This is a genomic window from Cupriavidus sp. GW821-FHT07C08, assembly GCF_059419025.1.
The window spans coordinates 281,882-305,648 of the sequence record NZ_JBWKQZ010000003.1 but is presented as its reverse complement, the minus strand read 5'-3'; the positions used below and the strand labels follow the sequence as shown (position 1 = coordinate 305,648).

The following is a 23,767-nucleotide window of genomic DNA, read 5'->3' as shown; positions in this document are numbered from 1 at the left end:
CCGTTCACGCCCCCGACATGCCTGAAATCGACCTCGCCGCGCTCTCGCGCACCGTGCTGCTGAGCACGTTCGTCCTGACCTTCCTGTTTGGCGCCGTGCTGCAGCGCACGCACTTCTGCACCATGGGCGCGGTCTCCGACATCGTCAACATGGGTGATTGGAGCCGCATGCGCATGTGGGTGCTGGCGATCGGCGTGGCCATGATCGGCACCGGCGTGCTGGCCTGGACCGGCGCGATCGACCCCACCAAGACCATCTACACCGCCAGCAAGCTGGGCTGGCTGTCGGCGCTGGCCGGCGGGCTGATGTTCGGCTTCGGCATGGTGCTGGCGTCGGGCTGCGGCAGCAAGACGCTGGTGCGCATCGGCGCCGGCAACCTGAAGTCGCTGGTGGTCTTTGTCTTCCTGGGCCTGTCGGCCTACATGACGCTGCGCGGGCTGTTCGGCGTGGTGCGCGTGAATACCGTCGACGCGGTGGCGCTGACGCTGCCCACCACGCAAGACCTGCCGTCCGTGCTGGCGCAGGGCACGGGGCTCGCGCGCGGCGCGCTGCAGCTGGGCCTGGGCCTGGCGCTGGGCGGCGTGCTGGTGCTGTGGGCGCTGGCCGGCCGCGGCTTCCGCTCGTTCGACAACCTGCTTGGCGGCATCGGCGTCGGGCTGATCATCGTGGCGATGTGGTATGTGTCGGGCCACCTCGGCTACGTGGCCGAAGACCCCAACACGCTTGAAGAACTGTTCGTCTCGACCAACAGCGGCCGCATGGAAAGCCTGAGCTTCGTCGCCCCCTATGCCTACACGCTCGACTGGCTGATGATGTTCAGCGACAAGAGCAAGGTGGCGACGGTCGGGATCGTCAGCGTGTTCGGCGTGATCGCCGGCGCGGCGGCCTATGCCCTGGCCACGCGCACGTTCCGCTGGGAAGGCTTTGGCAATGCCGAGGACGTCGCCAACCATATGGTTGGTGGCATCCTGATGGGTGCGGGCGGCGTGACCGCGCTGGGCTGCACGGTCGGGCAGGGGCTGTCGGGCGTGTCGACCCTGGCGCTTGGCTCGTTTATCGCGCTGGCGGGTATCCTGGCCGGCGCGGTGCTGGCATTCCGCTACCAGATATGGCGTCTGGAGCGCATGGCCTGAGGCGCATGCTTGACACATCGAGAACCGCATCCCTATAATCGCGGTTCTGTTTTTTCGGGTCGTTAGCTCAGTCGGTAGAGCAGCGGACTTTTAATCCGTTGGTCGCGTGTTCGAGTCACGCACGACCCACCAGCATTACGAAGGGCCTGTGGCGCAAGCCACAGGCCCTTTTTGCGTCTGGCATGCCCCGACAGTGGGGGGTGCTTTAACTAGTTCGAGGTAGAGACTTGGACCTGCCTGCGCAGCACAATGGGTCAACCGCGGCGTGTTGACCGCGGTCCATCAGGACGGCCGCGAGACACGGCCCACCAACAAGACCCTATGCGGCAAGCAGGTGTTTCCTTGCCGGCCAGCGGGCACGTGCTGCGCATTATCTGGCCGTTCGTACCGGTGGTCGTTGCGCTGGCGTTGTTCAGCATCGCCAGCCTGGACCTGTTGTCGGCTGCGCGCGCCTTTGTCGCGGGCGAGAGCCAGTGGTCCAAGGGGCAGAAGAACGCCGTGCTGCACCTGCTGCGCTACGGCGAGGATCGCGATCCGGCGGATTTCGAGGCATATCTGGAGTCGATCGCGATCCCGCTGGGCGACCACCACGCGCGCCTGGAGCTCGACCGCGACGAGCCTGACCTGGAGCGCATCCATGAAGGGCTCCTTGCCGGCGGCAACGATCCCGAAGACATTCCGCGGATGGTGCGGCTCTACCGGAATTTCCGCCATATCCAGGAGGTCGATGCCGCGATCCGCGTGTGGGCCGCGGGCGACATCGAGATCGCTGCCCTGCACGAACAGGCACTGACCCTGCGCCGGCTGGTCCGCCAGCCTGGCTGCGGGGACGATTGCGTGGCGCCGGTGCTGCGCAACATCGCGCAGATCGACGCCAGGCTGACGCCGCTGGAGCGGGCCTTTTCGGGCCATCTGGGCCAGGCCTCGCGCCGCGTGACGCGGCTGCTGACCACCGGCAGCGCGGTGATGGCGGCGGCGCTGCTGATGTCGGCGATCTTGCTGTCGGTGGCGCCGTTGCGGCGCGAGCGCCGGCTGCGCGAGGCGCTGGCGCAGCGCGAAGAGCAGTTGCAGCTGGCGGTGGAGGGCAGCAACGACGGGCTATGGGACTGGCATCTTGGTCGTGGCGAACTCTACTTCTCGCCGCGCTGCGCGCAGATGCTCGGTTACCACGACGACGAGCTGCCGCATGCGCGTGAAACCGTGCTGGGCCTGCTGCATCCTTCCGACCTGGCCGCCTTCGAGGCCAAGCTGGCCCACCATCTGCGCAGCGGCGAGCCCTACGACGCCGAATTCCGCCTGCGCAACCGCGCCGGCGATTACCTGTGGGTGCGCGCCCGCGGCCGGCTGGTGCGCGGGGCGGGGCGCCGGCGCGCGCGCATGGCGGGGTCGCTCACGAATATTTCCGACCACAAGCGCTACGAGACCCAGCTCTTTGCCGAGAAGGAGCGCGCCCAGGTCACGCTGCAGGCCATCGGCGACGCGGTGGTGACGGCCGATGTGTGGGGGCGCGTGGAATCGCTCAACCCCGCGGCCGAGGCCCTGACCGGCTGGCGCGAAGCCGACGCCCGCGGCCTGCCGCTGAGCCGCGTCTGCGTGCTGCGCCATGAGGAAAGCCTGGCGCCGCTGCCCGATATTGTCACGCTGGCGCTGCGCCAGCGCTGGCGCAGCCGGTCGGCGCAGCTGGTGCGGCGCGATGTGTCCGGGCTGCCCGGACAGGCGCTGGCGGTCAAGCCATCGGTGGCGCTGATCCGCGACCGTGCCGCGCAGGCCATCGGCGTGGTGGTGGTGCTGCACGATATCAGCCAGGAACGCGCCCATGCGGCGCGCCTGGCGTTCGAGGCCAGCCACGATGCGCTGACCGGCCTGGTCAACCGCGCCGAGTTCGAGCGCCGGCTGGGCGCGGCGATCACGCGGTCACGCGAGCAGGGCACCACCCATACGCTGATGTACCTGGACCTGGACCAGTTCAAGGTGGTCAACGACACCTGCGGGCATGCCGCCGGCGACGAGCTGATCCGGCAGATGGCGGAGGTCATGCGCAGCCAGCTGCGCCGCAGCGACACGCTGGCCCGGCTGGGCGGCGACGAGTTCGGCGTGCTGCTGGAGCATTGCGGCACCGGCGAAGGCGAACGCGTGGCCGAGGCCTTGCGCCACGCCATTGCGTGCTTCCGCTTTGCGCATCGCCAGCGCACCTTCACGCTGGGCGTCAGCATCGGCCTGGTCACGCTGGACCGACAGACCGTCAACGTCGCCGAGGCGCTGAGCGCGGCCGACGCGGCCTGCTACGTGGCCAAGGAGGGCGGGCGCAACCGCGTGCAGGTCTACCATCCGCTGGACAGCGTGGTGCAGGCGCGCCACGGCGAGATGGAGTGGGTCAGCCGCGTGCATGCGGCGCTGGCGGCCGGCCGCTTCTGCCTGTACTCGCAGGAGATCGTGCCGGCTCACGATGGCGCGTTGCCGCAGACGGGCCGCCATGTGGAACTGCTGCTGCGCATGGTCGATGAACGTGGCCGGCTGGTGCCGCCAATGGCCTTCGTGCCGGCGTGCGAGCGCTACAACCTGATGCCGATGATCGACCGCTGGGTGGTCGAGACCGCGTTTGCCACCCTGGCGGGGCGGCAGGCGGCGATTGCCACCTGCGCGATCAACCTGTCAGGCTCGTCGCTGGCGGACATCCAGTTTCCCGATTTCGTGCGCGAGCAGGCGCAGCGCTTCGGCATCGCGCTGGACGGCATCTGCTTCGAGATCACGGAAACCGCGGCGATCTCCAACCTGGCGCAGGCCGGCGCGTTCATCCTGCAGCTGCAGCAGCTGGGCTGCAAGTTTGCGCTGGATGACTTCGGCGCGGGCATGTCGTCGTTCACCTACCTCAAGCACCTGCCGGCGGCCTACCTGAAGATCGACGGCAGCTTCGTGCGCGACATGCTGGCCGACCCGGTCAACCTGGTGATGGTGGAGGTGATCCAGCGCATCGGCCACGCCATGGGCAAGCAGACCATTGCGGAATTCGTTGAGAGCGAGGCCATGCTCGAACGGCTGCGCGAGCTGGGCGTGGACCTGGTGCAGGGCTACCACATTGCAGCGCCGGTGCCGTTTGCCCCGGCGGATGCCGAGGCCGGCGACCGGCCGGCGCTGGCGCTGGCGGGCTGAGCCGCCAGGCCCGGCCGTGGGTCAGGGAACGAGCGGATCGCGGAAGCCGGTATCGGCGCCGGGCGGGGTGCCGGCCGGCGCCGGCGTCGGCACGGTTGCGGGTGGCACCGCCTGATGCCTGGCCTCGCGCCAGGTGTTGTACACCCAGTAGGCGGCGCCGGCTGCCAGGCCGACTTTGGACAGCTTCCAGGTCCAGCGCAGCACCGGCGTGCGCTTGACCAGCGGCAGCGCCAGCGTCAGTGCGGTGCTCAGCAGCGGGTATTCCTTGGTCATGCCGACCACTTTCATCCACGACCCCGGACGGGCGATGCGCGGCAGCCAGTGGCCGATAGTGCCCAGGCGGTGCGCGCCACCCCGCACCTCGTGCAGGGCCTGCAGGCAGTCGTAGCGTTCCAGCGCGGCGCGGGTCAGCAGCAATTCCTTGCGCACCGCCAGCGGCAGGCGCACCTCTTGCGTGAACCGGGCCCGCCGCGGGTGATCGCGGCGGTTGTGTCCGGCTGCGCTGTCGTCGGGTTCCAGGGGGCTCATCGGCGCAGGATCTCCCGGTCTTTGTCGATTTCGGCGAGCGTGGCCTCCAGCATCGGCGGGGCGTTGCGCACCAGGTTGCGTGCGTACGCCAGGCAAATCGCGCACAGCACCAGGTAAAGGACCGTCAGTGCGCCCAGCGCCTGCCAGCGGTAGGTGTCCCAGAACAGGATGGCGACCAGCCCGGTCAGGGTGACCAGCCCGATGCCAAAGAACACCAGGCCGAAGCAGGCCAGCAGCGCGACCTTCATCAGGCGCGTGCGTTCCTCGGCAAGCTCCACGCTGGCGAGTTCGAGGCGGGTCTGGATCATTGCCACCAGCGAGCCGGCCAGGTTGCGCACGGATTCGAGGAACTTGGGGGAAGGGGGGGATTCGCTCATGCGGCTCCGGCGTGAAAGAGCGGCGCGACGGCGTGGCCGTACGCGCCTTTCCGGCAGTCGGGGCCGGGTGTGGCGCCATGGTGTGTCGCCAACATGCTTGCGCCCCGGCCACTGGCAACCCGATGACCGGGTTGCCGCTCAGGCGCGGCACCAGCATGCCGCGCCGGGTTGGAATCGCTTACTTGCGGTTCAGCAGCAGACCGATCAGCAGGCCTACGCCGGCGGCCACGCCCACGGCGCGCCACGGGTGGTCATGCACGTAGTCGTCGGTGGCGCGTGCAGCGGCCTTGCTCTTGGTCACGACGGCGTCTTGCAGGTCCTGGGCCTTTTCTTTGGCTTGCTTGAGCAGGCCCATGCCACGCTCGCGCAGTTCGGCGGCCTTTTCCCCGGTGGTCGAGGCGGCTTGCTTCAGCAGTTCCTCGGCGTCGGACAGAACGGTCTTGACATCGCTCATCAGTTTCTCCTGTTTGCGGGCGGTTGGTTCGGTTTGTGCGGATTCTGACATTTTCTACGCTCCGAGGCTAACGGCATTTGTCGGTCTGATACTTAGCATATGTGGCGGGCGGCCGTGGTTTCAAGGCTACACGCCAGCCAGCGCGACGCCAGTGCCTAGTATCGCAAGCATGCCGGAAAGCACGCGTGATGACTGTCAGAAAATGTTTATATGACTTCGAGTGATTTTGTAGTGACTTTATATTCGTTTGGGTTGGATATCAATCCGGATACTCTGGTTCCACCCCGAAATCAGGAGAACTGAACATGGCATTGCGTCTTGGCGATATCGCCCCGGACTTCGAGCAGGATTCGAGTGAAGGCCGCATCCGCTTCCATGCGTGGCTTGGCGACAGCTGGGGCGTGCTGTTCTCGCACCCGGCCGACTACACCCCGGTGTGCACCACGGAACTGGGCCTGACCGCGAAGCTGAAGGATGAGTTCGCGCGCCGCGGCGTCAAGGCGATCGCGCTGTCGGTGGACGGCGTGGAGTCGCACCATGGCTGGATCCGCGACATCAACGAGACCCAGTCGACCACGGTCAACTTCCCGATCCTAGCCGATGGCGACCGCAAGGTGTCGCAACTCTACGACATGATCCACCCGAACGCGAACGAGACCCTGACCGTGCGCTCGCTGTTCATCATCGACCCGAAGAAGAAGGTGCGCCTGATCATCACCTATCCGGCCAGCACCGGGCGCAATTTCAACGAGATCCTGCGCGTGATCGACTCGCTCCAGCTGACCGACAACCACAGCGTGGCCACGCCGGGCAACTGGCAGGACGGTGACGACGTGGTGATCGTGCCCTCGCTGAAGGACGAGGCGGTGATCCGCGAGAAATTCCCCAAGGGCTACCAGGCGGTACGGCCGTACCTGCGCCTGACGCCCCAACCGAACAAATGAAACGCGGCCCCGCTTGAAGGCGGGGCCGGCGTGAACGACAGGTGTTTTATCGACGGGGGCAGCCTCGTCGTCTCCTTGGTAGTGTGCTTGGCCCGGCTTTGCAGCCGGGCCTTTTTATTGCGGAGAGCCTGTGCGCAAGTCGCGGATGGCGATCAGAAGAAGGCCTGCAGGCCGGTCTGGGCGCGGCCGAGGATCAGGGCGTGGATGTCGTGGGTGCCTTCATAGGTGTTGACCACCTCCAGGTTCACCACGTGGCGGATCACGCCGAACTCATCCGAGATGCCGTTGCCGCCCAGCATGTCGCGCGCCACGCGGGCGATGTCGAGCGACTTGCCGCACGAGTTGCGCTTCATGATCGAGGTGATTTCCACCGCGGCGGTGCCTTCGTCCTTCATGCGGCCCAGGCGCAGGCAGCCTTGCAGGCCCAGCGTGATCTCGGTCTGCATGTCGGCCAGCTTCTTCTGCACCAGCTGCGTGGCGGCCAGCGGACGGCCGAACTGCTTGCGGTCCAGCGTGTACTGGCGCGCGGTGTGCCAGCAGAATTCGGCGGCGCCCAGCGCGCCCCAGGCGATGCCGTAGCGGGCCGAGTTCAGGCACGTGAACGGGCCCTTCAGGCCGCTCACGCCCGGCATGATGTTCTCTTCCGGCACGAACACCTGATCCAGCACGATTTCGCCGGTGATCGAGGTGCGCAGGCCGACCTTGCCGTGGATGGCCGGTGCCGACAGGCCCTTCCAGCCCTTTTCCAGGATAAAGCCGCGGATCTCGTCCTTGCCGTTATCGCCCTGCAGCTTGGCCCAGACCACGAACACGTCGGCGATCGGCGAGTTGGTGATCCACATCTTGGCGCCGGTCAGCTCATAGCCGCCGTCGACCTTCCTGGCGCGGGTGACCATCGAGCCCGGGTCGGAGCCGTGGTTCGGCTCGGTCAGGCCGAAGCAGCCGATCCATTCGCCGGTGGCCAGCTTGGGCAGGTACTTCTGCTTCTGCGCTTCGGTGCCGAATTCGTAGATCGGAACCATCACCAGCGACGACTGCACGCTCATCATCGAGCGGTAGCCGGAATCGACGCGCTCGACTTCACGCGCGATCAGGCCGTAGCTGACGTAGTTCAGCCCGGGGCCGCCGTATTGCTCTGGGATGGTCGGGCCGAGCAGGCCGAGTTCGCCCATCTCGCGGAAGATCTCGATATCGGTCTTTTCATTGCGGAACGACATCAGCACGCGCGGCATCAGCTTGTCCTGGCTGTACGCCGCGGCGGCGTCACGCACCATGCGTTCTTCGGCGGTCAGTTGCTGGTCCAGCAGCAGGGGGTCGGCCCAGTGGAATTCGGCGTTGGCAGCCATGCAGGTCTCCTTCGGTAGCGCGGGGGAAGCATCGGGGGCGGGGCGAATGGTCGCTTGCCGCACCGGCGCTTCCGGGAATCATGACGGGTTCGGTGATCTTCGCGGAGGGTTTTTGTGGTTCCGCATTGCGGAACTGTGTTCCGTTGAATTAGTATATCGCAATGGCTTTGCCGTGCAACAGGCAAAACCCCCGACACCCATGCCTTTGTGCGATGAGCGGACAACCGCCGACCTGAGAGGAGCCGCCCTTGACCAGTCCGTCACTTTCTCCCGATGCCGCGCCGCCCGCGCCGGTGCGCGACAGCGATCCCAACTTCGTCACCGCCCTGGCGCGCGGGCTGGAGCTGATGCGCTGCTTCCGCACCGGCGAGGCGATGCTCGGCAACCAGGACTTCGTGCGCCGCACCGGCTTCCCCAAGGCCACGGTGAGCCGGCTGGCCGGCACGCTGGTGCAGCTGGGTTACCTGCGCTACGACGAGAGCCTGGGCAAGTACGCGCTCGATGCCGGCGTGCTGGCGCTGGGCTATGCCTACCTGTCGGCGTCAGACGTGGTGTCGCTGGCGCGGCCGCATATGCTGGCGTTCGCCCAGTCATACGGGGTCTCGGTCTCGCTGGGCAAGCGCGAGCGCATGGAAGTGATCTACCTGGAATCGATCCGCAACGATGCGGGCGTGATGCTGGGGCTGGGCGTGGGCTCGCGGCTGTCGCTGGTATCGAGTTCGATGGGGCGCGCGTACCTGGCCGCGCTGCCGGCGGCGCGGCGCGAGCGGGTCATGGCTGAGTTCAGCCAGGCGTTCCCCGAGCAGTGGAAGCAGCAGGAGACGGCCACGCGCGCGGCCCTGGCCGAGGCGCAGCAGCGCGGCTATGCGGCGTCGTTCCGCGACTGGCATCCGGCCATCCATGCCTGTGCGGTGGCGTTCCGGCCGGTGGGGGAGAAGGAGTTGCACATGCTGAGCTGCAGTGCTTCCTATGGGGCGGTGGATGAGGCGGTGTTCCACCAGACGCTGGCGCCGGCGTTGCGGGCGCTGGCGGCAAGGCTGTCGGACCCGGCGGGCTGACGGCCAGGTCCGACGTGCGCAGGTGTTACAGGTCCGTGCGCAGCTTCCACAATTCCGGAAACAACACCACATCCAGCATCTTGCGCAGATAGCTGACGCCTTCCGTGCCGCCGGTACCACGCTTGAAGCCAATCACCCGCTCAACCGTGGTCACATGCCGGAAGCGCCATTGCCGGAACGCATCTTCCAGGTCGACAAACTTCTCGCCCAGTTCATACAGTTCCCAGTGCGCGCCGGGATTGCGATAGACCTCCAGCCAGGCGGCCTCGACCGAAGCGTTATACGCGGTGGGCTGGGTCCAGTCCCGTTCGACGCAGTCCGCATCGATGGCAAAGCCGCGCCGCGCCATCAACCGGATCGCCTCGTCATACAGCGACGGCGTCTTCAGCGCGGTTTCCACCAGCGCCAAATGCTCCGGCCGGTGCGCATGCGGCTTCAGCATGGCAGCGTTCTTGTTGCCGAGGATGAACTCGATCTCGCGGTACTGGTACGACTGGAAGCCTGACGACATGCCCAGGTAGGGCCGCATCGCCGAGTATTCCGGCGGCGTCATCGTCGCCAGCACGTTCCACGCCTGCACCAGCTGGTCCATGATGCGCGACACCCGCGTCAGCATCTTGAACGCCGGCGGCAGGCTGTCGGTCTTGACCGACTCGCGCGCGGCGCGCAGCTCGTGCAGCATCAGCTTCATCCACAGCTCGGTGGTCTGGTGCTGCACGATAAACAGCATCTCGTTGTGGTCCGGCGACAGCGGGTGCTGCGCGTTCAGGATCTGGTCCAGGCCGAGATAGTCGCCGTAGCTCATGTCCTTGGCGAAATCCATCTGCGCACCGTGCCAGTTGTCACCTTGCGGCGCAGCCTGGCCTGCGGTGCCGCCAGCGCCGGAAAAAGGGCATCCCTTGAATTCACTCATGATGCGCTCCCGATCAGGTGACCTGGCCGCGCGTCTGGAAGCGCGCGTCGCGATAGGCGCCGCTGTCCAGCACATCGCGCAGGATTTCCACAGCATCCCACACCTCGGTGAAGCTGGTGTACAGCGGCGTGAAGCCAAAGCGGGCGATGCGCGGCTCGCGGTAGTCGCCGATCACGCCGCGCTCGATCAGGGCCTGCACCAGCGCATAGCCTTCCGGATGTTCCAGGCTGACCTGGCTGCCGCGGCGCGCGTGCTCGCGCGGGGTGACCAGCGTCAGCGGGTGGTGGCCGCAACGGGCTTCCACCAGTTCGATGAACAAGTCGGTCAGCAGCAGTGACTTGGCGCGCAGCACCTGCATAGTGGTCTGGGCGAAGATGTCCAGGCCGCATTCGACCATCGCCAGCGAAGTCACCGGCTGCGTGCCGCACAGGAAGCGGCGCACGCCTTCCACCGGGCGATACTGCGGATCCATCGCGAACGGCGCGGCGTGGCCCCACCAGCCCGACAGCGGCTGCCAGAAGGCATCGCGCAGTGCGGGCGCGACCCAGACGAAGGCGGGCGAGCCCGGGCCGCCGTTCAGGTACTTGTAGGTGCAGCCGATGGCGTAGTCGGCCCCGGCCGCCTTCAGGTTGACCGGCACGGCGCCGGCGGAGTGGCACAGGTCCCACACCGTGAGCGCGCCGCGGGCATGGGCCAGCTCGGTCAGCGCGGCCATGTCCAGCATCTCGCCGGTCTTGTAGTTGACGTGGGTGAGCATCAGCACGGCGGTGTCGGCACCCACGGCGGCGTCGATCTCGGCCGGCGAATTGACCAGGCGCAGCGAATAGCCCTGCTGCAGCAGGTCGGCCAGGCCCTGCGCGATGTACAGGTCGGTGGGGAAGTTGCTGGCCTCCGACACGATCACCTTGCGCGCCGGGTCGCGCGTCTGCTGCACGCGCAGCGCCGCGGCCAGCACCTTGAACAGGTTGATCGAGGTGGTGTCGGTCACCACCACTTCATCCTGGCCCGCGCCGACCAGCGGGGCCAGCTTGTTACCCAGCCGCTGCGGCAGCTCGAACCAGCCGGCGGTGTTCCAGCTGCGGATCAGGCCCTCGCCCCATTCTTCGGCCACCACCTGGGCGGCGCGCGCGGCGGCGGCGCGCGGGCGGGCGCCCAGCGAGTTGCCGTCGAGGTAGATCACGCCCTCGGGAAGCGCGAACTGGTCGCGCAGCAGGCGCAGCGGGTCTTGCTGATCGAGCCGGATACAGTGCTCGCGGTCAAATGTCGTCATGTCGTGGGATTGGCCAGGGGTTGTTCGGGAGTGGTTCAGTCAAGGCTGCGCAGCACCGCGCGCACCGGGCTGGCGTCGAGCCCGGCAAAGCGCAGCGGCAGCGCGATCAGTTCGTAGTCGCCGGCATCGACCTCGTCCAGCACGATGCCTTCCAGGATGGCCAGACCGTGCCTGCGCACGGCGTTGTGCGCGTCCATGGTCTTGGATTCCTGCGGGTCCAGCGATGGGGTGTCGATGCCCACCAGCTGCACGCCGTGCGCGGCCAGCAGCGCGATGGTCTCGGCCGCGACCGCGCAGAAGTGCGGGTCCCACTGCGCCAGCGGCGCCTGCCGGTAGGTGCGCAGCAGCACGCGCGGCGGCAGGCCGGCCAGCGCGTGTTCGATATGGCGCGGCTCGACCACCGGCGAGGCGCCGATGCAATGGATCACGCGGCAGGTGCCGAGGTAGGGCGTGAGCGGCACGGCGCCGATCGGCGCGCCGTCGGCGGCGTAGTGCAGCGGTGCGTCGGCGTGCGCGCCAGTGTGCGGCGACAGGGTGATGCGGCCGACATTCACCGGGCAGTGCTCGTCCATCTGCCAGGCCGGCTGCTGCTGGAACGGCGTGTCGCCGGGCCAGACCGGGGTGGCGGGGGAGAGCGGCGGGCTGATGTCCCACAGCCGGCGCGGGTCTTGATTGGGGGCGGTCATAAGGGTGCGCGGCGCCTTTGCAAGGCGCCGTCGTTGTCTGCCTCGATGTCGGAAATCATAGTCAAAATTGGAGGCAAGAGGCTTGCTAAATGGACCGTTGATGCGGTCATCTTTCGCATAAAATGCGAAGAACTGATGATTTGTCGAAGGAAATTCGAATGAACCTCGATCCCACCGATCTGCGCATCCTGACCTGCCTGCAGGAGAACGGCCGCATCAGCAACCAGGACCTGGCTGACCGCGTGGCGCTGTCGCCTTCGGCATGCCTGCGGCGGGTGCGCCTGCTGGAAGAGTCAGGGGTGATCGGCGGCTACCGCGCCTGGTTCGACGCCGAGCAGCTCGGGCTGGAGCTGGAGGCGATCGTGCAGGTCTCGATGCGCCATGACGTGGAAGGCTGGCATGACACCTTTATCGCCGCGGTGCAGTCGTGGCCGGAAGTGCTGTCGGCGTACATCATCACCGGCGACAGCAACTACATCCTGCGGGTGCAGGCGCGCAACCTGAAGCACTACTCGGACTTCATCGTGAACCGGCTGTACCGCACCAAGGGCGTGATGGACATCCGCTCGAATATCGTGCTGCAGCGGATCAAGGTGGACAGTTCGCCGCTGGCGATCCTGAAGGCGGGCGCGAAGGATGCCTAGCGTTGCGTATGCAGCGCGATCAACTGCCGCAGGGTTTCCTTGAGCAGTGCACCCTGGCGGGGGCCAAAGTCGTCCAGCACTGCGCGCTCATGCTGGGCGGCGCGCGCCAGCAGCGGCTGCGCCAGCGCGAGGCCGCGTGGAGTGATGGAGATCAGAGCCTGGCGGCGGTCGGTCTGGCCGGCGCGGCGCGTCACCAGCCCGTCGGCGGCCATGCGGTCGACCAGCTTGGTCAGCGTCGGCTGCTTGGTCAGCGTGATTTCGGCGAGCGTGCCGATGGTGCAGTCGGGGCGGTCGGCCAGCGTGGCCAGCACGCGCCATTCCTGCACGGACAGGCCGCTGGCTTCCACTTCGCGGTGGAATTCGCCCGAGATCAGGTGGCTGGCGCGGGCCAGCAGGTAGGCCAGGTAGCCATCGACAAAGGGCAGGGGGGATTGCGCGGGCAGGTCCGCCATGATGGGCCCGGTGCCGTTCAGAGGTCGAGGGGGGCGGTGGTAGTGAACTGGCCACCCTGGAATACCAGCGGGCCGTCGCTGCCATCGAGCACGCCGCAGCGCTCGACTTCACCCACGAAGATGATGTGGTCGCCCTCGTCGTAGCGGCTGCGGTTGTGGCATTCGAACCAGGCCAGCGCATTGGACAGGATCGGCAGGCCGGTGGCCGAGAGCCGGTAGTCGACGCCGGCGAAACGGTCGCCCTTGAGGGTGGCGAAGCGCTGGCACAGCTCCAGCTGCGAGGCCGACAGCACGTTGATGATGTAGTGCGTGCCGTCGCGGAACATCGGCAGGCTGTTGGCGCGCGTGGCCATGCTCCAGAGCACCAGCGGCGGATCCAGCGACACCGAATTGAACGAACTGGCGGTGATGCCGATGAACGGCGGCGCGCCGGCGGCGACAGATTCGGCGCTGGCGCGCGTAGTGATCACGGTCACCCCGGTCGCGAACTGCGACAGGGTGCGGCGGAAGTGCTGCGCATCGAAATCTGGTGCGGCGGCGCTGGCGATCTGTGGCTGGGCCTCAGGCATGCCCATGGGGGCTCCGCTGGAGTTCATGAAATTTCATATATATTATTCGCGCCAGGGGCAGCAAGTTCAAGCCCGGCCGTGCGCTTATTTGCGGCCGCGGCGCTGGGCTGGCGCACACAACAAGGCGGGCACTGCCGCCGATACAACAAGCAGGAGACAAACGTCATGCTCATCGAGCAGATCGAACACCGCTGGCTGGCGGCGTTCCGGCGCACGCTGGAACTCTGTGCCCTGCAGGGTGCGGAAGTCGTTGGAATTGTAACGGAGTCGCAATCCCGCCCTGTCAACGTGGCCTTGGCCGAGCTGGCCGTGCAGTCGCTGGGTGCCACCCCGGTGCGCATCCAGGTGCCGACACCCGCACTTAGCGCGCCCGCGCCGGTGCGCTCCACCGGCGCCAGCGATGCCTTGCAGAGCCTCGCTCCGGTGGTGGCGGCCTTGTCGCGCTGCCACCTGGTGCTGGATTGCACGGTGGAAGGCCTGCTGCACGCGCCGGAACTGCCGCTGATCCTGCGCGGCGCCGACGGCATCGTGCCGCGCCTGCTGATGGTCAGCAACGAACATCCCGAGATCCTGGAACGCTGCCAGCCCGACCCGGCGCTGGAAGGCACCGTGCGCGCCGCCATGAAGCGCCTGCGCGGCGCGCGCGAGATGCGCGTGCATTCGCCGGCCGGCACCGAGTTGCGCATCGGCCTGGCCGACGCCCGCGTGGGCGGGGTCTGGGGCTTCTGCAGCAAGCCCGGCCAGGTCTCGCACTGGCCCGGCGGGCTGTGCCTGGCGTTCCCGGCCAGCCGCCAGGTCAACGGCACGCTGGTGCTGGCTCCGGGCGACGTCAACCTGACCTTCAAGACCTACCTGCGCGATACCGTGGTCTGCCATATCGAGGACGACTACATCGCCGGCGTCGAGGGGCAGGGCGTGGATGCCGACATGATGCGCGGCTACTACCAGGCCTGGGCCGACCGCGAGGGCACGCGCGATGCGTACGCGGTCTCGCACGTGGGCTGGGGCCTGAACCGGCTGGCGCGCTGGGACGCGATGACCTTCTACGACAAGCGCGACTGCAACGGCACCGAGCTGCGCGCGTTTGCCGGCAACTTCCTGTTCTCGACCGGCGCCAACGAGGTCGCCGGGCGGCATACGCTGGGCCATTTCGACCTGCCGCTGCGCAACTGCACGGTATCGCTGGATGGCCGCAACGAGGTGGAAGCAGGCACGCTGGTGGAGGTGGCGGCATGAGCGCGAGCGCGACGATGCAATGCCACGCCAATGGCATTGCCACGCTGGCCTGGGGCGATGGCCCGGTGGCGGTGGCGATGCTGCACGGCATCGGCGGCGGCAAGGCCGCCTGGCCCGCGCAGGGCGAGGCGCTGGCGCAGGCCGGCTACCGTGCCGTGGCCTGGGACATGCCCGGCTACGGCGACAGCACCCTGATCGATCCCTATGACTTCGACGGGCTGGCGCAAGCGCTGGCGCCGCTGCTGCAGGCCGAGCGCGACGCCGGCCGGCGCGTGGTGCTGCTGGGCCACAGCATGGGCGGCATGGTGGCGCAGCAAGCCTGCGCGGCCGCGCCCGCGCTGATCGACGGCATGGTGCTGTCCGGCACCTCGCCCGCCTTTGGCAAGGGTGACGGGCCCTGGCAGCGCGACTTCATCGCAGCGCGCACCGCGCCGCTGGACGCCGGCAGGACCATGGCAGAGATGGCCGCCGGGCTGGTGCGCACCATGGTCGCGCCCGATGCCGAGCCACAGGCCGTGGCCTTTGCCACGGCGGTGATGGCGGCGGTGCCGGCGCCCACCTACCGCGCGGCGCTGGGCGCGCTGGTGCGCTTCAACCAGCGCGACGCGCTGCCGCGCATCGCGGTGCCGGTGCTGGCGCTGGCCGGGCAGCACGACACCAATGCCGCGCCCGAGGTGATGGAGCGCATGGCCCAGCGCATTCCGGGCGCCGAGTACCGCTGCCTGCCGGATGTCGGCCACCTGGCCTGCATGGAGCGCCCCGCGCTGTTCAACGAGGCGGTGCTGGATTTCCTGCAGCGGCGCTTCCCCGTGCACTGAACCATGCCGCTTCCCGGCAACGCAACACAAGAACCACCGCCGCGCCGCGACCGCATCCGGCGCGAGCAGGAAAACAGGAGACCGCGACATGCCATCCGGACAGCTCGACTTCATTCCCGCCATCGGTACGGCGGACTTCACCCCGCAACAAGCGCGCCTGCTGGCGCTGGCCAACCGCCTGGGCCGCGAACGCTTTGCCGAGCGCGCAGCCACCTGGGACCGCGAGGCCAGCTTCCCCTTCGCCAACTATGCCGACCTGCGCGAGGCCGGCCTGCTGGCCCTGTGCGTGCCGCGGGCGTTCGGCGGCGAGGGCGCGGACTTTGCCACCTACTGCATGGTGGGCGCCGAGATCGGCCGCTTCTGCGGGGCCACGGCGCTGACGTACAACATGCATATCTGCTCGATCATGTGGACCGGCGTGCTGTCCGACGGCATCGACATGACGCCTGACCAGCGCGCCGAGCACGAAGCGCGGCGCGAGCTGCATTTCTCGCGCGTGGTGCGCGACGGCGCGGTCTATGCGCAGCCGTTCTCCGAAGGCTCCGCCGCCGCCGCGGGCAAGGCGCCGTTCGGCACCACCGCGCGCAAGGTCGAGGGCGGCTGGGTGCTGAACGGGCGCAAGATCTTCGCCTCGCTGTCGGGCGCGGCAGACTACTACGGCATCCTGTGCACCGAGGACCGTGGCGACCAGCATCCCGACATGCGCGACACGCTCTACATTGCCGTGCCCGGCAAGGCGGAAGGGCTGACCGTGACCGGCGAGTGGGACCCGATGGGCATGCGCGGCACGGTGTCGCGCACGCTGCTGCTCAAGGACGTGTTCGTGCCCGACCATGAGCAGCTGATGCCGCGCGGCGTCTACTACCGTGCCGCGCAGACCTGGCCGGCGATGTTCTTCACGCTGTCGCCGACCTACCTGGGCGTGGCCCAGGCCGCCTACGACTTCACCGTGCAGTACCTGCGCGGCGAGGTGCCGGGCCAGCCGCCGGTCAAGCGCCGCATGTACCCGACCAAGCAGATCGCGGTGGCGCAGATGCGCATCCAGCTGGAGACCATGCGCTCGCTCTTCTGGCGCGTGATTCATGAGGCGAAGCCCAATCCGACCAAGGACGAGCGCCTGCGCCTGTACGCCGCGCACTACACCGTGATGGAAGGGGCCAACGACATCGCCCGGCTGGCGATCCGCACCTGCGGCGGGCAGTCGATGCTCAAGGACCTGCCGCTGGAGCGGCTCTACCGCGACTCGCGCTGCGGCGCGCTGATGCTGCCCTGGACCGCCGAACTGATCCTGGACCGCATGGGGCGCGAGACCCTGTACGAATCCGGCGAGCGCGACGAATGAGCGCCACCCGCCGCACCATGCGCGCGGGCGCCGCCGGGCTGGGCGCGCTGCCGGCCAGGCTGCATGACCATGCCGCCGCGGCGCCGGGGCGGCCGGCGTTGCACTACCAGGGCCGCACCTTCACCTACGGCAAGCTGTGGCGGCGCGTCGAGCGTGCCAGCGCCCACCTGGCAGCAACGTGGGGCATCCGCGCGGGCGACCACGTCGGCACGCTGTGCCTGAACCACGAGCTGCAGCTGGTGCTGCTGTTCGCCTGCGCGCGTGTCGGGGCGATGTTCGTGCCGCTGAACTACCGGCTGGCGCCGGCGGAGCTGCGTACCATCGCCGCCCACGCGCAACTGGCCGCGCTGTTCCATGACGAGCGCCATGCAGGGCTAGCGCAGGAGGCTGGCGGCGGCTGCCAGGTCGCGCATCTCGACCGGCTGGTCGACCATCCCGCGCCGTTCGGCGTGACCCATCCGCCGGTGCCGGACGATGCACCGCTGCTGCTCGCCTACACCTCCGGCACCACCGGCAAGCCCAAGGGCGCGGTGCATACCCAGGCCGGGCTGCTGGCCAATGCGCGCGCCAGCTGGTGGGCGCACGGCATGACCGCGGACGACCACGTGTTGTCGGTGCTGCCGATGTTCCACGTCGGCGGGCTGTGCATCCAGACGCTGCCGGCGCTGCTGGCCGGGGCGCAGGTCACGCTGCACGAGCGCTTTGCGCCGGATGCCTGGCTTGGCGCGGTCACGCAGGCGCGGCCGAGCCTGTCGCTGATGGTGCCGGCCACGTTGCGCGCGGTGCTTGAGCATCCCGGCTGGCCCGGGGCCGACCTGTCGGCGCTGCGCGGCGTGATGGCAGGTTCGTCGACCATCCCGCTGTCGTATATCGAGGCCTTCCATGCGCGCGGCGTGCCGCTGGGGCAGGTCTATGGCGCGACCGAGACCGGTCCGGTGTCGGTGGTGCTGAAGCTGCAGGATGCGGTGGCCCGGCCTGGCTATGCCGGCTGGCCGCAGCCGGAGGCGCAAGTCCGGCTGGCCGGCCCGGACGGTGCCGAGGTGGCGCCGGGCGAGGTTGGCGAGCTGTGGGTGCGCGGCGCCAACGTGATGGCTGGCTACTGGAACCAGCCTGATAACGGCCTGGCCGACGGCTGGTTCCATTCCGGCGACCTCGCGCACCGCGATGCCGGCGGCTGCATCGAAGTCGTCGGCCGCAGCAAGGACATGATCATCTCGGGCGGCGAGAACATCTATCCCGCCGAGATCGAGAATGTGCTGGTCGGCCTGCCCGGGGTGCAGGAGTGCGCGGTCGTCGGCGTGGCCGATGCGCGCTGGGGCGAGGTGCCGGTGGCGGTGATCGTGCCCGCGCCGGGCGCGCCGCGCGACGCGCTGGGGGCGGAGCCGCTGCGCGAACTGCTGGCTATGCGCATTGCCCGCTTCAAGCTACCGCGCGAGGTGGTGCTGCTGGACGACCTGCCGCGCAGCGCGCTGGGCAAGGTGCTCAAGCCGCAACTGCGCGCGATGCTGGAGGCGCAGCGCCAGCCTGGCTGAATCTGCTGCAAGGGCGCCAATCTGCGCTTATGCTTGAGGCCGTGACACCACAGACGACAACGCAAGGGGGCGGCGCAAATGGAACATGGACTTGAAACGGCCACGCTGGGCGGCGGGTGCTTCTGGTGCCTCGAAGCGGTTTTCCAGCAGGTCGATGGCGTGGTGGCGGTGGAGTCCGGTTATACCGGCGGGCATGTGGATCACCCGACTTACCAGCAGGTCTGCGAGGGGGATACCGGGCACGTCGAGGTGGTGCGTGTCACCTTCAATCCGTCGGTGATCAATTTTCGGCAGATCCTGGAGATCTTCTTTGCCATCCACGACCCGACCACGCCGGACCGGCAGGGTAACGATGTGGGGCCGCAGTACCGGTCGGCGATCTTTACGAATTCGGAGGCGCAGCGGGCCACGGCGGAATACGTGATGCGGGAGCTGGCCGCGGCCAAGGTTTTTGATGCGCCGATTGTTACGCAGGTCGAGCCGGAGCAGCCGTACTGGCGCGCCGAGGCAAGTCACCAGAACTACTATCAGGACAATCCGAGCCAGGGGTACTGTGCCCTGGTGATCTCGCCGAAACTGGCCAAGTTTCGAAAGCAGTTTGGGGGGAAGTTGAGGAAGTAGGGACTGGGCGCCTGGGTCGGCGCCAGAAACCGGCCCTAACTTCCCTGCGCAAACATCGCGCCGACAATCGCCCCCATCTCATGCCGCCGCGCCGCGGGCATCCGCGACGCAGTCGACATGATGCTGATGGCCGCCTCGGCGCCCATTTCCAGGGGCAGTGCAATGCCCACGCCTGCCACCCCCTCCGCGCCCGCAAGCGCATAGCCCAGCTTGCGGGCGCGCTCTACACCGCGCAACAGCCTGAGCAGGCTCAGGCCCCCGGCTGCGTACTCGGCGCGGTGCCGCTCGTAGTGCGCACGCACCGCCTCGTTGTCCATCTTCGCCAGCAACGCCATGCTGCCGGTGCCCTGGCCCAGCAGGCGGGAAGTGCCGGTCAGCAAGTGGAAGGTCTTGATCCGGTGGCTGCCTTCCTCGGTATGCAGGCAGTGCCCATGGTCGCCGATGCGCACGGTCAGGAACACCGCGTCGCCCGTGAGCCGGGCCAGCGCCTTCATCTTGCTCACCAGCGCGCTGTTGGGCGGCGGCCGGTTCATCGCGCGCAGGCCCAGCGCCATGGCGGCAGTGCCCAGGTGATAACGCTTGCCCCCCGACTCGCGCTCGACATACCCCGCGGATTCCAGGAAGCGCGCCATCCGGTGCGCAGTGGTACGGTCGATCTCCGCTATCGCGGCGAGCTCGGGCAGGGTCAGTCCCGCCTCGTGATGCTCGGCGAGCAGCCGGAGCAGGGCGAAGGCACGGGACAGGCTCTGCACGCCGCCGGGCGAGGGGGTCTTGGTGGGCATGGGAAGGTGCGTCGGGGGGCGCTTTGGGGGTGGCGGATGCCGCGCCCCGCGTCCCGGGTTTCTGGCTTGTGCACATTATGCACAACCTGAGTGATTGCGGTTGTCCCGGGCGGCGTGGTGGTTTGCAATCCATGCATTACGGAACCTCACGCAAGCGCCATGATTCCCATCGACTCACGCATCGACTCATCTTCCGACGCTTTCGCCAGCCAGCGCGCCGGCATGCAGGCCCTGATCGACCGCCTCCATGGCCTCGAACAGCGTGCCGTAGCCGCCTCGGAGCGCGCCCGGCCCACCTTTGCCAAGCGCGGGGCGCTGCTGCCGCGCGAGCGCATCGGCCGCCTGCTGGACGCAGGCGCGCCGTTCCTGCCGATGGCCACGCTGGCCGGCTTCGGCATGGACGACCCCGACCCCGAGACCTCCATCCCCGGCGGTTCGCTGGTGGCCGGCATCGGTTTCGTCTGCGGCGTGCGCTGCATGGTGCTTGCCACGGATTCAGGCATCGACGCCGGTGCCATGACCGAGGCCGGCAACATGAAGCTGATGCGCTGCCAGGAGATCGCGCTGGAAAACCGGCTGCCATTCATCCACCTGGTGGAATCGGCCGGTGCCAACCTGCGCAAGTACCGCGTGGACAAGTTCGTGCGCGGCGGCGCGCTGTTCTACAACCTGGCTCGCCTGTCCGCGGCCGGGCTGCCGGTGATCACGGTCGTGCATGGCTCCTCCACGGCGGGCGGCGCCTACATGCCGGGGCTGTCCGACTACGTGGTGATGGTGCGCAATCGCGCGCGCGCCTTCCTGGCGGGACCGCCGCTGCTGAAGGCCGCCACCGGCGAAATCGCCACGGATGAGGAGCTGGGCGGCGCCGACCTGCATGCGACGGTCAGCGGCCTGGCCGAATACCTGGCCGAGGACGACGAGCACGCCATTGCCACCGCGCGCGACATCGTCGCCAGCCTGGACTGGCCGACCGTGGCGACGGAGCCCGCGCAGCCCGCCCGCCCTCCGCGGCTCGATCCGTCAGAGCTGGACGGCGTGATGACGCTCGACATGAAGCGCCCGGTGGACATGCGCGAGGTGATCGCGCGCATCGTCGACGACTCCGCCTGGCTGCCGTTCAAGCCCGACTATGGTCCCGGCACGGTGTGCGGCCACGCCCGCATCGAAGGCAATACGGTTGGCTTCATCACCAACAACGGTCCCATCGACCCGGCTGGCGCCACCAAGGCCGCGCAGTTCATCCAGCTATGCAACCAGTCGGACACGCCGATCGTGTTCCTGCAGAACACCACCGGCTTTATCGTCGGCCGCGCCTCGGAAGAGGCCGGCATGATCAAGCATGGCGCCAAGATGATCCAGGCGCTGTCGAACTCGACGGTGCCGCAGATCACGTTGTACTGCGGGGCCTCGTTCGGGGCGGGCAACTTCGGCATGTGCGGGCGGGGCTTCCGGCCGCGCTTCTGCTTTTCGTGGCCGAACGCGCGCACCGCCGTGATGGGCGGCGAGCAGGCCGCCATGACGCTTGAGATCGTGGCGCGCCAGCAGGCCGCGCGCAAGGGCGTGCCGGTCGACGAGGCGCAGCTTGCCAGCCAGACCGCCGATATCGTTGCCAATTTCGAGCGCCAGGCCAGCGCCTTCGTCACCAGCGGGCTGCTGCTGGACGACGGGGTGATCGACCCGCGCGACACGCGCGCCGTGCTGGCCTTCGTGCTGGCCACCGCGCGCGAGGCCAGCCTGCGCAAGCCGCATGCGATCCAGTTTGGTGTCGGGCGCTTCTAAGCGCCGCCGCCATCCCGACACGTCACAAACGAACAAGACACCAGGAGACCACCATGCTTTACACGGAAGACCACCGCAACATCATGGACAGCATCCGCCGCTTCGTCTCGGCGGAGATTGATCCCTTCGTCGATGAGTGGGAAGCCGCCGAGATTTTCCCGGCGCATGCACTGTTCAAGAAGATGGGCGACCTTGGCTTCCTCGGCATCACCAAGCCGGTCGAATACGGCGGCATGGGGCTCGACTTCTCCTACGCCGTTGCCGCCGCCGAGGCACTGGGCTATGCCCACGCACAGGGCGTTGGCATGGGCGTGGGAGTGCAGACCGACATGGCGACGCCGGCGCTGACCGCGTTCGGCTCGGACGAACTCAAGCGCAACTACCTGGCCCCTGCCATCGCCGGTGACATGGTGTGCTCGATCGGCGTGTCCGAAGCCGGCGCCGGTTCCGACGTGGCCTCGCTCAAGACCCGTGCGGTGTGCGATGGCGACGACTATGTCATCTCCGGCTCCAAGATGTGGATCACCAACGGCACCCAGGCCGACTGGATCTGCCTGCTGTGCAATACCTCCGACGGTCCGGTCCACAAGAACAAGTCGCTGATCGTGGTGCCGCTCAGGGAAGACGGCAAGCGCGTGCGCGGCGTGGAAGTGCAGAAGATCAGGAAGTTCGGCATGTGGTGTTCCGACACCGCGCAGATCTTCTTCGATGAAGTGCGCGTGCCGGTGCGCAACCGCATCGGCGACGAGGGCATGGGCTTCATCTACCAGATGAAGCAGTTCCAGGAAGAGCGGCTGAACGGCGCGGCGCGCCGGCTGGCCTGCAACGCGCTGATCGAGGAGACCGCCGACTATCTGCGCCAGCGCATCGCCTTCGGCAAGCCGCTGCTGGACAACCAGTTCATCCAGTTCAAGCTGGCCGAGCTGAAGACCGAGATGGAGGCGCTGCGCGCGCTGGTCTACATGGCCACGCAGACCTATATCAATGGGGGCGATGTGATTGAACTGGCGTCGATGGCCAAGCTCAAGGCCGGGCGTCTGTCGCGCGAGGTGGCCGACTGGTGCATGCAGTTCCAGGGCGGCATGGGCTACACGTGGGACAACCACGCGTCGCGCGCCTATCGCGATTTCCGGCTGGGCTCGATCGGCGGCGGGGCGGACGAGGTCATGCTCCAGGTCATTGCCAAGCAGATGGGCCTGATGTCGCGCGGCTGACGCGATCCTGAACCAACCACCAGCCAGGATCGTCATGCCTGACAGCTTATACAACGATGTCGTGATCGTGCGCCGCGCCGGCGGCGTACTGTTCGCCACCCTCAATATCCCTGCCACGCGCAACGCGCTGGCGCCCGAAGTGGTGGCCGCGCTGGCCGCCGCCGTGGCGCAGGCAGAAGCCGATCCGGACGTCCGCGCGCTGGTGCTGCGCGGCGCCGGCGGCAGCTTCAGCGCAGGCGGCAACGTGGGCAGCTTCCAGGCCCGGCTCGATGCCGACGCCAGCCAGGAAGATCCGGTCGCCACGCGCAACCGCCAGTTCGGCTACTTCATGGAGCGCCTGAGCGTGCTGCCGGTACCTGTGATCGCCGCGGTTGAGGGCGCGGCCATGGGCGGCGGCATGGGCCTGGCCTGCGCGGCCGATATCGTGCTGGCTACGCGCGATGCGCGCTTTGCGTTGTCGGAGACCACGCTGGGCATTGTCGCCGCGCAGATCGCTCCCTTTGTGGTGCAAAGGCTGGGCGCTGCCGCCACGCGCCGCCTGGGCCTGACCGGCGAACGCGTCAGCGGCGATGCAGCGGTAGCCATCGGCCTGGTCGACCAGATCGCGGGCGACAGCGCGGAGCTGGACGCCCTGATTGCCGAGTGGCTGACGCGCATCGGCCGTTGCGGCCCGAATGCCAACCGCGTGTTCAAGGCACTGGTCGGCCGCTGCGGCCACGAGCCGCTGGGCCCGCTGCTGGACCAGGCCTCGCGCCAGTTTGCGCAATGCATGCGGCGCGAGGGCGCCGAAGGCGTGGCGGCATTCCGCGAGAAGCGCGATGCCGCCTGGACCGTTCGCTTCGATGCCGAGGCGGTGCGCGCCGCGCAGTCGACCGGCTGACCGCGCCGGCCGCATCTTCCAAGAGATTCACAGGATTTC

General features: G+C 68.0%; 23 protein-coding genes and 1 tRNA gene. 14 read left to right on the top strand and 10 right to left on the bottom strand.

Annotated elements, in window-relative coordinates:
* The first annotated feature begins 17 nt into the window (after nt 1-17).
* The 3 genes from AC07UK_RS06590 to AC07UK_RS06580 all read left to right on the top strand — a co-directional run bounded on the left by AC07UK_RS06590 (nt 18) and on the right by AC07UK_RS06580 (nt 4,283).
* Nucleotides 18-1,133, top strand: a complete 1,116-nt coding sequence (locus AC07UK_RS06590; protein ID WP_013957622.1) for a YeeE/YedE family protein — start codon at nt 18-20, stop codon at nt 1,131-1,133.
* Between the two features lie 56 nt (nt 1,134-1,189).
* Nucleotides 1,190-1,265 (top strand) — tRNA-Lys (locus tag AC07UK_RS06585).
* A 117-nt stretch (nt 1,266-1,382) separates the two neighbouring features.
* Complete coding sequence (locus AC07UK_RS06580; protein ID WP_436222364.1) at nt 1,383-4,283, top strand: EAL domain-containing protein; 2,901 nt, start codon at nt 1,383-1,385, stop codon at nt 4,281-4,283.
* A 21-nt stretch (nt 4,284-4,304) separates the two neighbouring features.
* Here AC07UK_RS06580 and AC07UK_RS06575 read toward each other — a convergent pair whose 3' ends face one another.
* The 3 genes from AC07UK_RS06575 to AC07UK_RS06565 form a co-directional block, all read right to left on the bottom strand.
* Nucleotides 4,305-4,811 carry a DUF3318 domain-containing protein gene (locus AC07UK_RS06575; RefSeq protein WP_114131890.1) on the bottom strand — a complete coding sequence of 169 codons (507 nt, stop codon included), beginning with the start codon at nt 4,809-4,811 and terminating at the stop codon, nt 4,305-4,307.
* On the bottom strand, nt 4,808-5,188 hold the full coding sequence (locus AC07UK_RS06570) for a phage holin family protein (RefSeq protein WP_114131889.1): 381 nt from the start codon (nt 5,186-5,188) through the stop codon (nt 4,808-4,810). The genes AC07UK_RS06575 and AC07UK_RS06570 overlap by 4 nt, the downstream gene beginning before the upstream one ends.
* 178 nt (nt 5,189-5,366) lie before the next feature.
* Nucleotides 5,367-5,693, bottom strand: a complete 327-nt coding sequence (locus tag AC07UK_RS06565) for an ElaB/YgaM/YqjD family protein (protein ID WP_010813729.1) — start codon at nt 5,691-5,693, stop codon at nt 5,367-5,369.
* Between the two features lie 254 nt (nt 5,694-5,947).
* On the opposite strand from AC07UK_RS06565, the gene AC07UK_RS06560 reads away from it, so the two are divergent.
* Complete coding sequence (locus AC07UK_RS06560; RefSeq protein WP_013957615.1) at nt 5,948-6,586, top strand: peroxiredoxin; 639 nt, start codon at nt 5,948-5,950, stop codon at nt 6,584-6,586.
* 152 nt (nt 6,587-6,738) lie between these two features.
* Here AC07UK_RS06560 and AC07UK_RS06555 read toward each other — a convergent pair whose 3' ends face one another.
* Entirely contained in the window at nt 6,739-7,932 is a 1,194-nt protein-coding gene (locus AC07UK_RS06555) for an acyl-CoA dehydrogenase (protein WP_436222363.1), read from the bottom strand.
* Nucleotides 7,933-8,180: 248 nt separating this feature from the next.
* On the opposite strand from AC07UK_RS06555, the gene AC07UK_RS06550 reads away from it, so the two are divergent.
* Complete coding sequence (locus tag AC07UK_RS06550) at nt 8,181-8,990, top strand: IclR family transcriptional regulator (protein WP_436222362.1); 810 nt, start codon at nt 8,181-8,183, stop codon at nt 8,988-8,990.
* A 25-nt stretch (nt 8,991-9,015) separates the two neighbouring features.
* On the opposite strand, the gene kynA is transcribed toward AC07UK_RS06550, so the two are convergent.
* Genes kynA through kynB form a run of 3 tightly spaced genes read right to left on the bottom strand, consistent with a single transcriptional unit; the run spans nt 9,016 to nt 11,859 of the window.
* Nucleotides 9,016-9,903, bottom strand: coding sequence for a tryptophan 2,3-dioxygenase (gene kynA / locus AC07UK_RS06545; protein ID WP_494685989.1), 888 nt, complete (start codon nt 9,901-9,903; stop codon nt 9,016-9,018).
* Nucleotides 9,904-9,916: 13 nt separating this feature from the next.
* Entirely contained in the window at nt 9,917-11,173 is a 1,257-nt protein-coding gene (gene kynU / locus AC07UK_RS06540) for a kynureninase (protein ID WP_494685988.1), read from the bottom strand.
* Nucleotides 11,174-11,208: 35 nt separating this feature from the next.
* Nucleotides 11,209-11,859 (bottom strand): arylformamidase, encoded by a 651-nt coding sequence (gene kynB, locus AC07UK_RS06535; protein WP_010813723.1) that lies wholly within the window; start codon nt 11,857-11,859, stop codon nt 11,209-11,211.
* Between the two features lie 158 nt (nt 11,860-12,017).
* Here kynB and AC07UK_RS06530 point away from each other — a divergent pair, with 158 nt between their 5' ends.
* Nucleotides 12,018-12,503 carry an Lrp/AsnC family transcriptional regulator gene (locus tag AC07UK_RS06530; protein WP_494685987.1) on the top strand — a complete coding sequence of 162 codons (486 nt, stop codon included), beginning with the start codon at nt 12,018-12,020 and terminating at the stop codon, nt 12,501-12,503.
* On the opposite strand, the gene AC07UK_RS06525 is transcribed toward AC07UK_RS06530, so the two are convergent.
* Together AC07UK_RS06525 and AC07UK_RS06520 are read right to left on the bottom strand one after the other, a co-directional pair.
* A complete protein-coding gene (locus tag AC07UK_RS06525) occupies nt 12,500-12,955 on the bottom strand; it encodes a MarR family winged helix-turn-helix transcriptional regulator (RefSeq protein ID WP_114131884.1) in 456 nt (151 codons plus the stop codon). The two genes, AC07UK_RS06530 and AC07UK_RS06525, sit on opposite strands and share 4 nt — an antisense overlap.
* Before the next feature lie 17 nt (nt 12,956-12,972).
* The gene (locus AC07UK_RS06520) at nt 12,973-13,530 is read right to left on the bottom strand and encodes a flavin reductase family protein (protein ID WP_013957607.1); all 558 of its coding nucleotides are present in this window, start codon (nt 13,528-13,530) and stop codon (nt 12,973-12,975) included.
* 159 nt (nt 13,531-13,689) lie between these two features.
* Here AC07UK_RS06520 and AC07UK_RS06515 point away from each other — a divergent pair, with 159 nt between their 5' ends.
* From AC07UK_RS06515 to msrA, 5 genes are all read left to right on the top strand, one after another.
* Complete coding sequence (locus AC07UK_RS06515) at nt 13,690-14,760, top strand: 2,5-dihydroxypyridine 5,6-dioxygenase NicX family protein (RefSeq protein ID WP_494685986.1); 1,071 nt, start codon at nt 13,690-13,692, stop codon at nt 14,758-14,760.
* Nucleotides 14,757-15,578 carry an alpha/beta fold hydrolase gene (locus AC07UK_RS06510; RefSeq protein WP_494685985.1) on the top strand — a complete coding sequence of 274 codons (822 nt, stop codon included), beginning with the start codon at nt 14,757-14,759 and terminating at the stop codon, nt 15,576-15,578. The genes AC07UK_RS06515 and AC07UK_RS06510 overlap by 4 nt, the downstream gene beginning before the upstream one ends.
* Before the next feature lie 88 nt (nt 15,579-15,666).
* Entirely contained in the window at nt 15,667-16,920 is a 1,254-nt protein-coding gene (locus AC07UK_RS06505) for an acyl-CoA dehydrogenase family protein (RefSeq protein ID WP_494685984.1), read from the top strand.
* Nucleotides 16,917-18,452, top strand: a complete 1,536-nt coding sequence (locus tag AC07UK_RS06500) for a class I adenylate-forming enzyme family protein (RefSeq protein WP_436222355.1) — start codon at nt 16,917-16,919, stop codon at nt 18,450-18,452. The genes AC07UK_RS06505 and AC07UK_RS06500 overlap by 4 nt, the downstream gene beginning before the upstream one ends.
* A gap of 78 nt (nt 18,453-18,530) precedes the next feature.
* Nucleotides 18,531-19,073 (top strand): peptide-methionine (S)-S-oxide reductase MsrA, encoded by a 543-nt coding sequence (gene msrA, locus AC07UK_RS06495; protein WP_436222354.1) that lies wholly within the window; start codon nt 18,531-18,533, stop codon nt 19,071-19,073.
* A 35-nt stretch (nt 19,074-19,108) separates the two neighbouring features.
* Here msrA and AC07UK_RS06490 read toward each other — a convergent pair whose 3' ends face one another.
* Nucleotides 19,109-19,855, bottom strand: a complete 747-nt coding sequence (locus tag AC07UK_RS06490) for an IclR family transcriptional regulator (protein ID WP_436222353.1) — start codon at nt 19,853-19,855, stop codon at nt 19,109-19,111.
* 159 nt (nt 19,856-20,014) lie between these two features.
* On the opposite strand from AC07UK_RS06490, the gene AC07UK_RS06485 reads away from it, so the two are divergent.
* From AC07UK_RS06485 to AC07UK_RS06475, 3 genes are read left to right on the top strand one after another with little or no spacing between them, the layout of a single operon-like run.
* Nucleotides 20,015-21,634, top strand: a complete 1,620-nt coding sequence (locus AC07UK_RS06485; RefSeq protein ID WP_436222352.1) for an acyl-CoA carboxylase subunit beta — start codon at nt 20,015-20,017, stop codon at nt 21,632-21,634.
* 53 nt (nt 21,635-21,687) lie between these two features.
* Nucleotides 21,688-22,848 carry an acyl-CoA dehydrogenase family protein gene (locus AC07UK_RS06480; RefSeq protein ID WP_494685983.1) on the top strand — a complete coding sequence of 387 codons (1,161 nt, stop codon included), beginning with the start codon at nt 21,688-21,690 and terminating at the stop codon, nt 22,846-22,848.
* Nucleotides 22,849-22,882: 34 nt separating this feature from the next.
* Nucleotides 22,883-23,728, top strand: a complete 846-nt coding sequence (locus tag AC07UK_RS06475) for an enoyl-CoA hydratase/isomerase family protein (RefSeq protein WP_494685982.1) — start codon at nt 22,883-22,885, stop codon at nt 23,726-23,728.
* Nucleotides 23,729-23,767: the final 39 nt, after the last annotated feature.

Coding starts and splice junctions, on each gene's coding strand:
- AC07UK_RS06590 (WP_013957622.1), top strand. CDS start 18: ATGCCTGAAATCGACCTCGCCGCGCTCTCGCGCACCGTGCTGCTGAGC.
- AC07UK_RS06580 (WP_436222364.1), top strand. CDS start 1,383: ATGGGTCAACCGCGGCGTGTTGACCGCGGTCCATCAGGACGGCCGCGA.
- AC07UK_RS06575 (WP_114131890.1), bottom strand. CDS start 4,811: ATGAGCCCCCTGGAACCCGACGACAGCGCAGCCGGACACAACCGCCGC.
- AC07UK_RS06570 (WP_114131889.1), bottom strand. CDS start 5,188: ATGAGCGAATCCCCCCCTTCCCCCAAGTTCCTCGAATCCGTGCGCAAC.
- AC07UK_RS06565 (WP_010813729.1), bottom strand. CDS start 5,693: ATGTCAGAATCCGCACAAACCGAACCAACCGCCCGCAAACAGGAGAAA.
- AC07UK_RS06560 (WP_013957615.1), top strand. CDS start 5,948: ATGGCATTGCGTCTTGGCGATATCGCCCCGGACTTCGAGCAGGATTCG.
- AC07UK_RS06555 (WP_436222363.1), bottom strand. CDS start 7,932: ATGGCTGCCAACGCCGAATTCCACTGGGCCGACCCCCTGCTGCTGGAC.
- kynA (WP_494685989.1), bottom strand. CDS start 9,903: ATGAGTGAATTCAAGGGATGCCCTTTTTCCGGCGCTGGCGGCACCGCA.
- kynU (WP_494685988.1), bottom strand. CDS start 11,173: ATGACGACATTTGACCGCGAGCACTGTATCCGGCTCGATCAGCAAGAC.
- kynB (WP_010813723.1), bottom strand. CDS start 11,859: ATGACCGCCCCCAATCAAGACCCGCGCCGGCTGTGGGACATCAGCCCG.
- AC07UK_RS06530 (WP_494685987.1), top strand. CDS start 12,018: ATGAACCTCGATCCCACCGATCTGCGCATCCTGACCTGCCTGCAGGAG.
- AC07UK_RS06525 (WP_114131884.1), bottom strand. CDS start 12,955: ATGGCGGACCTGCCCGCGCAATCCCCCCTGCCCTTTGTCGATGGCTAC.
- AC07UK_RS06520 (WP_013957607.1), bottom strand. CDS start 13,530: ATGGGCATGCCTGAGGCCCAGCCACAGATCGCCAGCGCCGCCGCACCA.
- AC07UK_RS06515 (WP_494685986.1), top strand. CDS start 13,690: ATGCTCATCGAGCAGATCGAACACCGCTGGCTGGCGGCGTTCCGGCGC.
- AC07UK_RS06510 (WP_494685985.1), top strand. CDS start 14,757: ATGAGCGCGAGCGCGACGATGCAATGCCACGCCAATGGCATTGCCACG.
- AC07UK_RS06505 (WP_494685984.1), top strand. CDS start 15,667: ATGCCATCCGGACAGCTCGACTTCATTCCCGCCATCGGTACGGCGGAC.
- AC07UK_RS06500 (WP_436222355.1), top strand. CDS start 16,917: ATGAGCGCCACCCGCCGCACCATGCGCGCGGGCGCCGCCGGGCTGGGC.
- msrA (WP_436222354.1), top strand. CDS start 18,531: ATGGAACATGGACTTGAAACGGCCACGCTGGGCGGCGGGTGCTTCTGG.
- AC07UK_RS06490 (WP_436222353.1), bottom strand. CDS start 19,855: ATGCCCACCAAGACCCCCTCGCCCGGCGGCGTGCAGAGCCTGTCCCGT.
- AC07UK_RS06485 (WP_436222352.1), top strand. CDS start 20,015: ATGATTCCCATCGACTCACGCATCGACTCATCTTCCGACGCTTTCGCC.
- AC07UK_RS06480 (WP_494685983.1), top strand. CDS start 21,688: ATGCTTTACACGGAAGACCACCGCAACATCATGGACAGCATCCGCCGC.
- AC07UK_RS06475 (WP_494685982.1), top strand. CDS start 22,883: ATGCCTGACAGCTTATACAACGATGTCGTGATCGTGCGCCGCGCCGGC.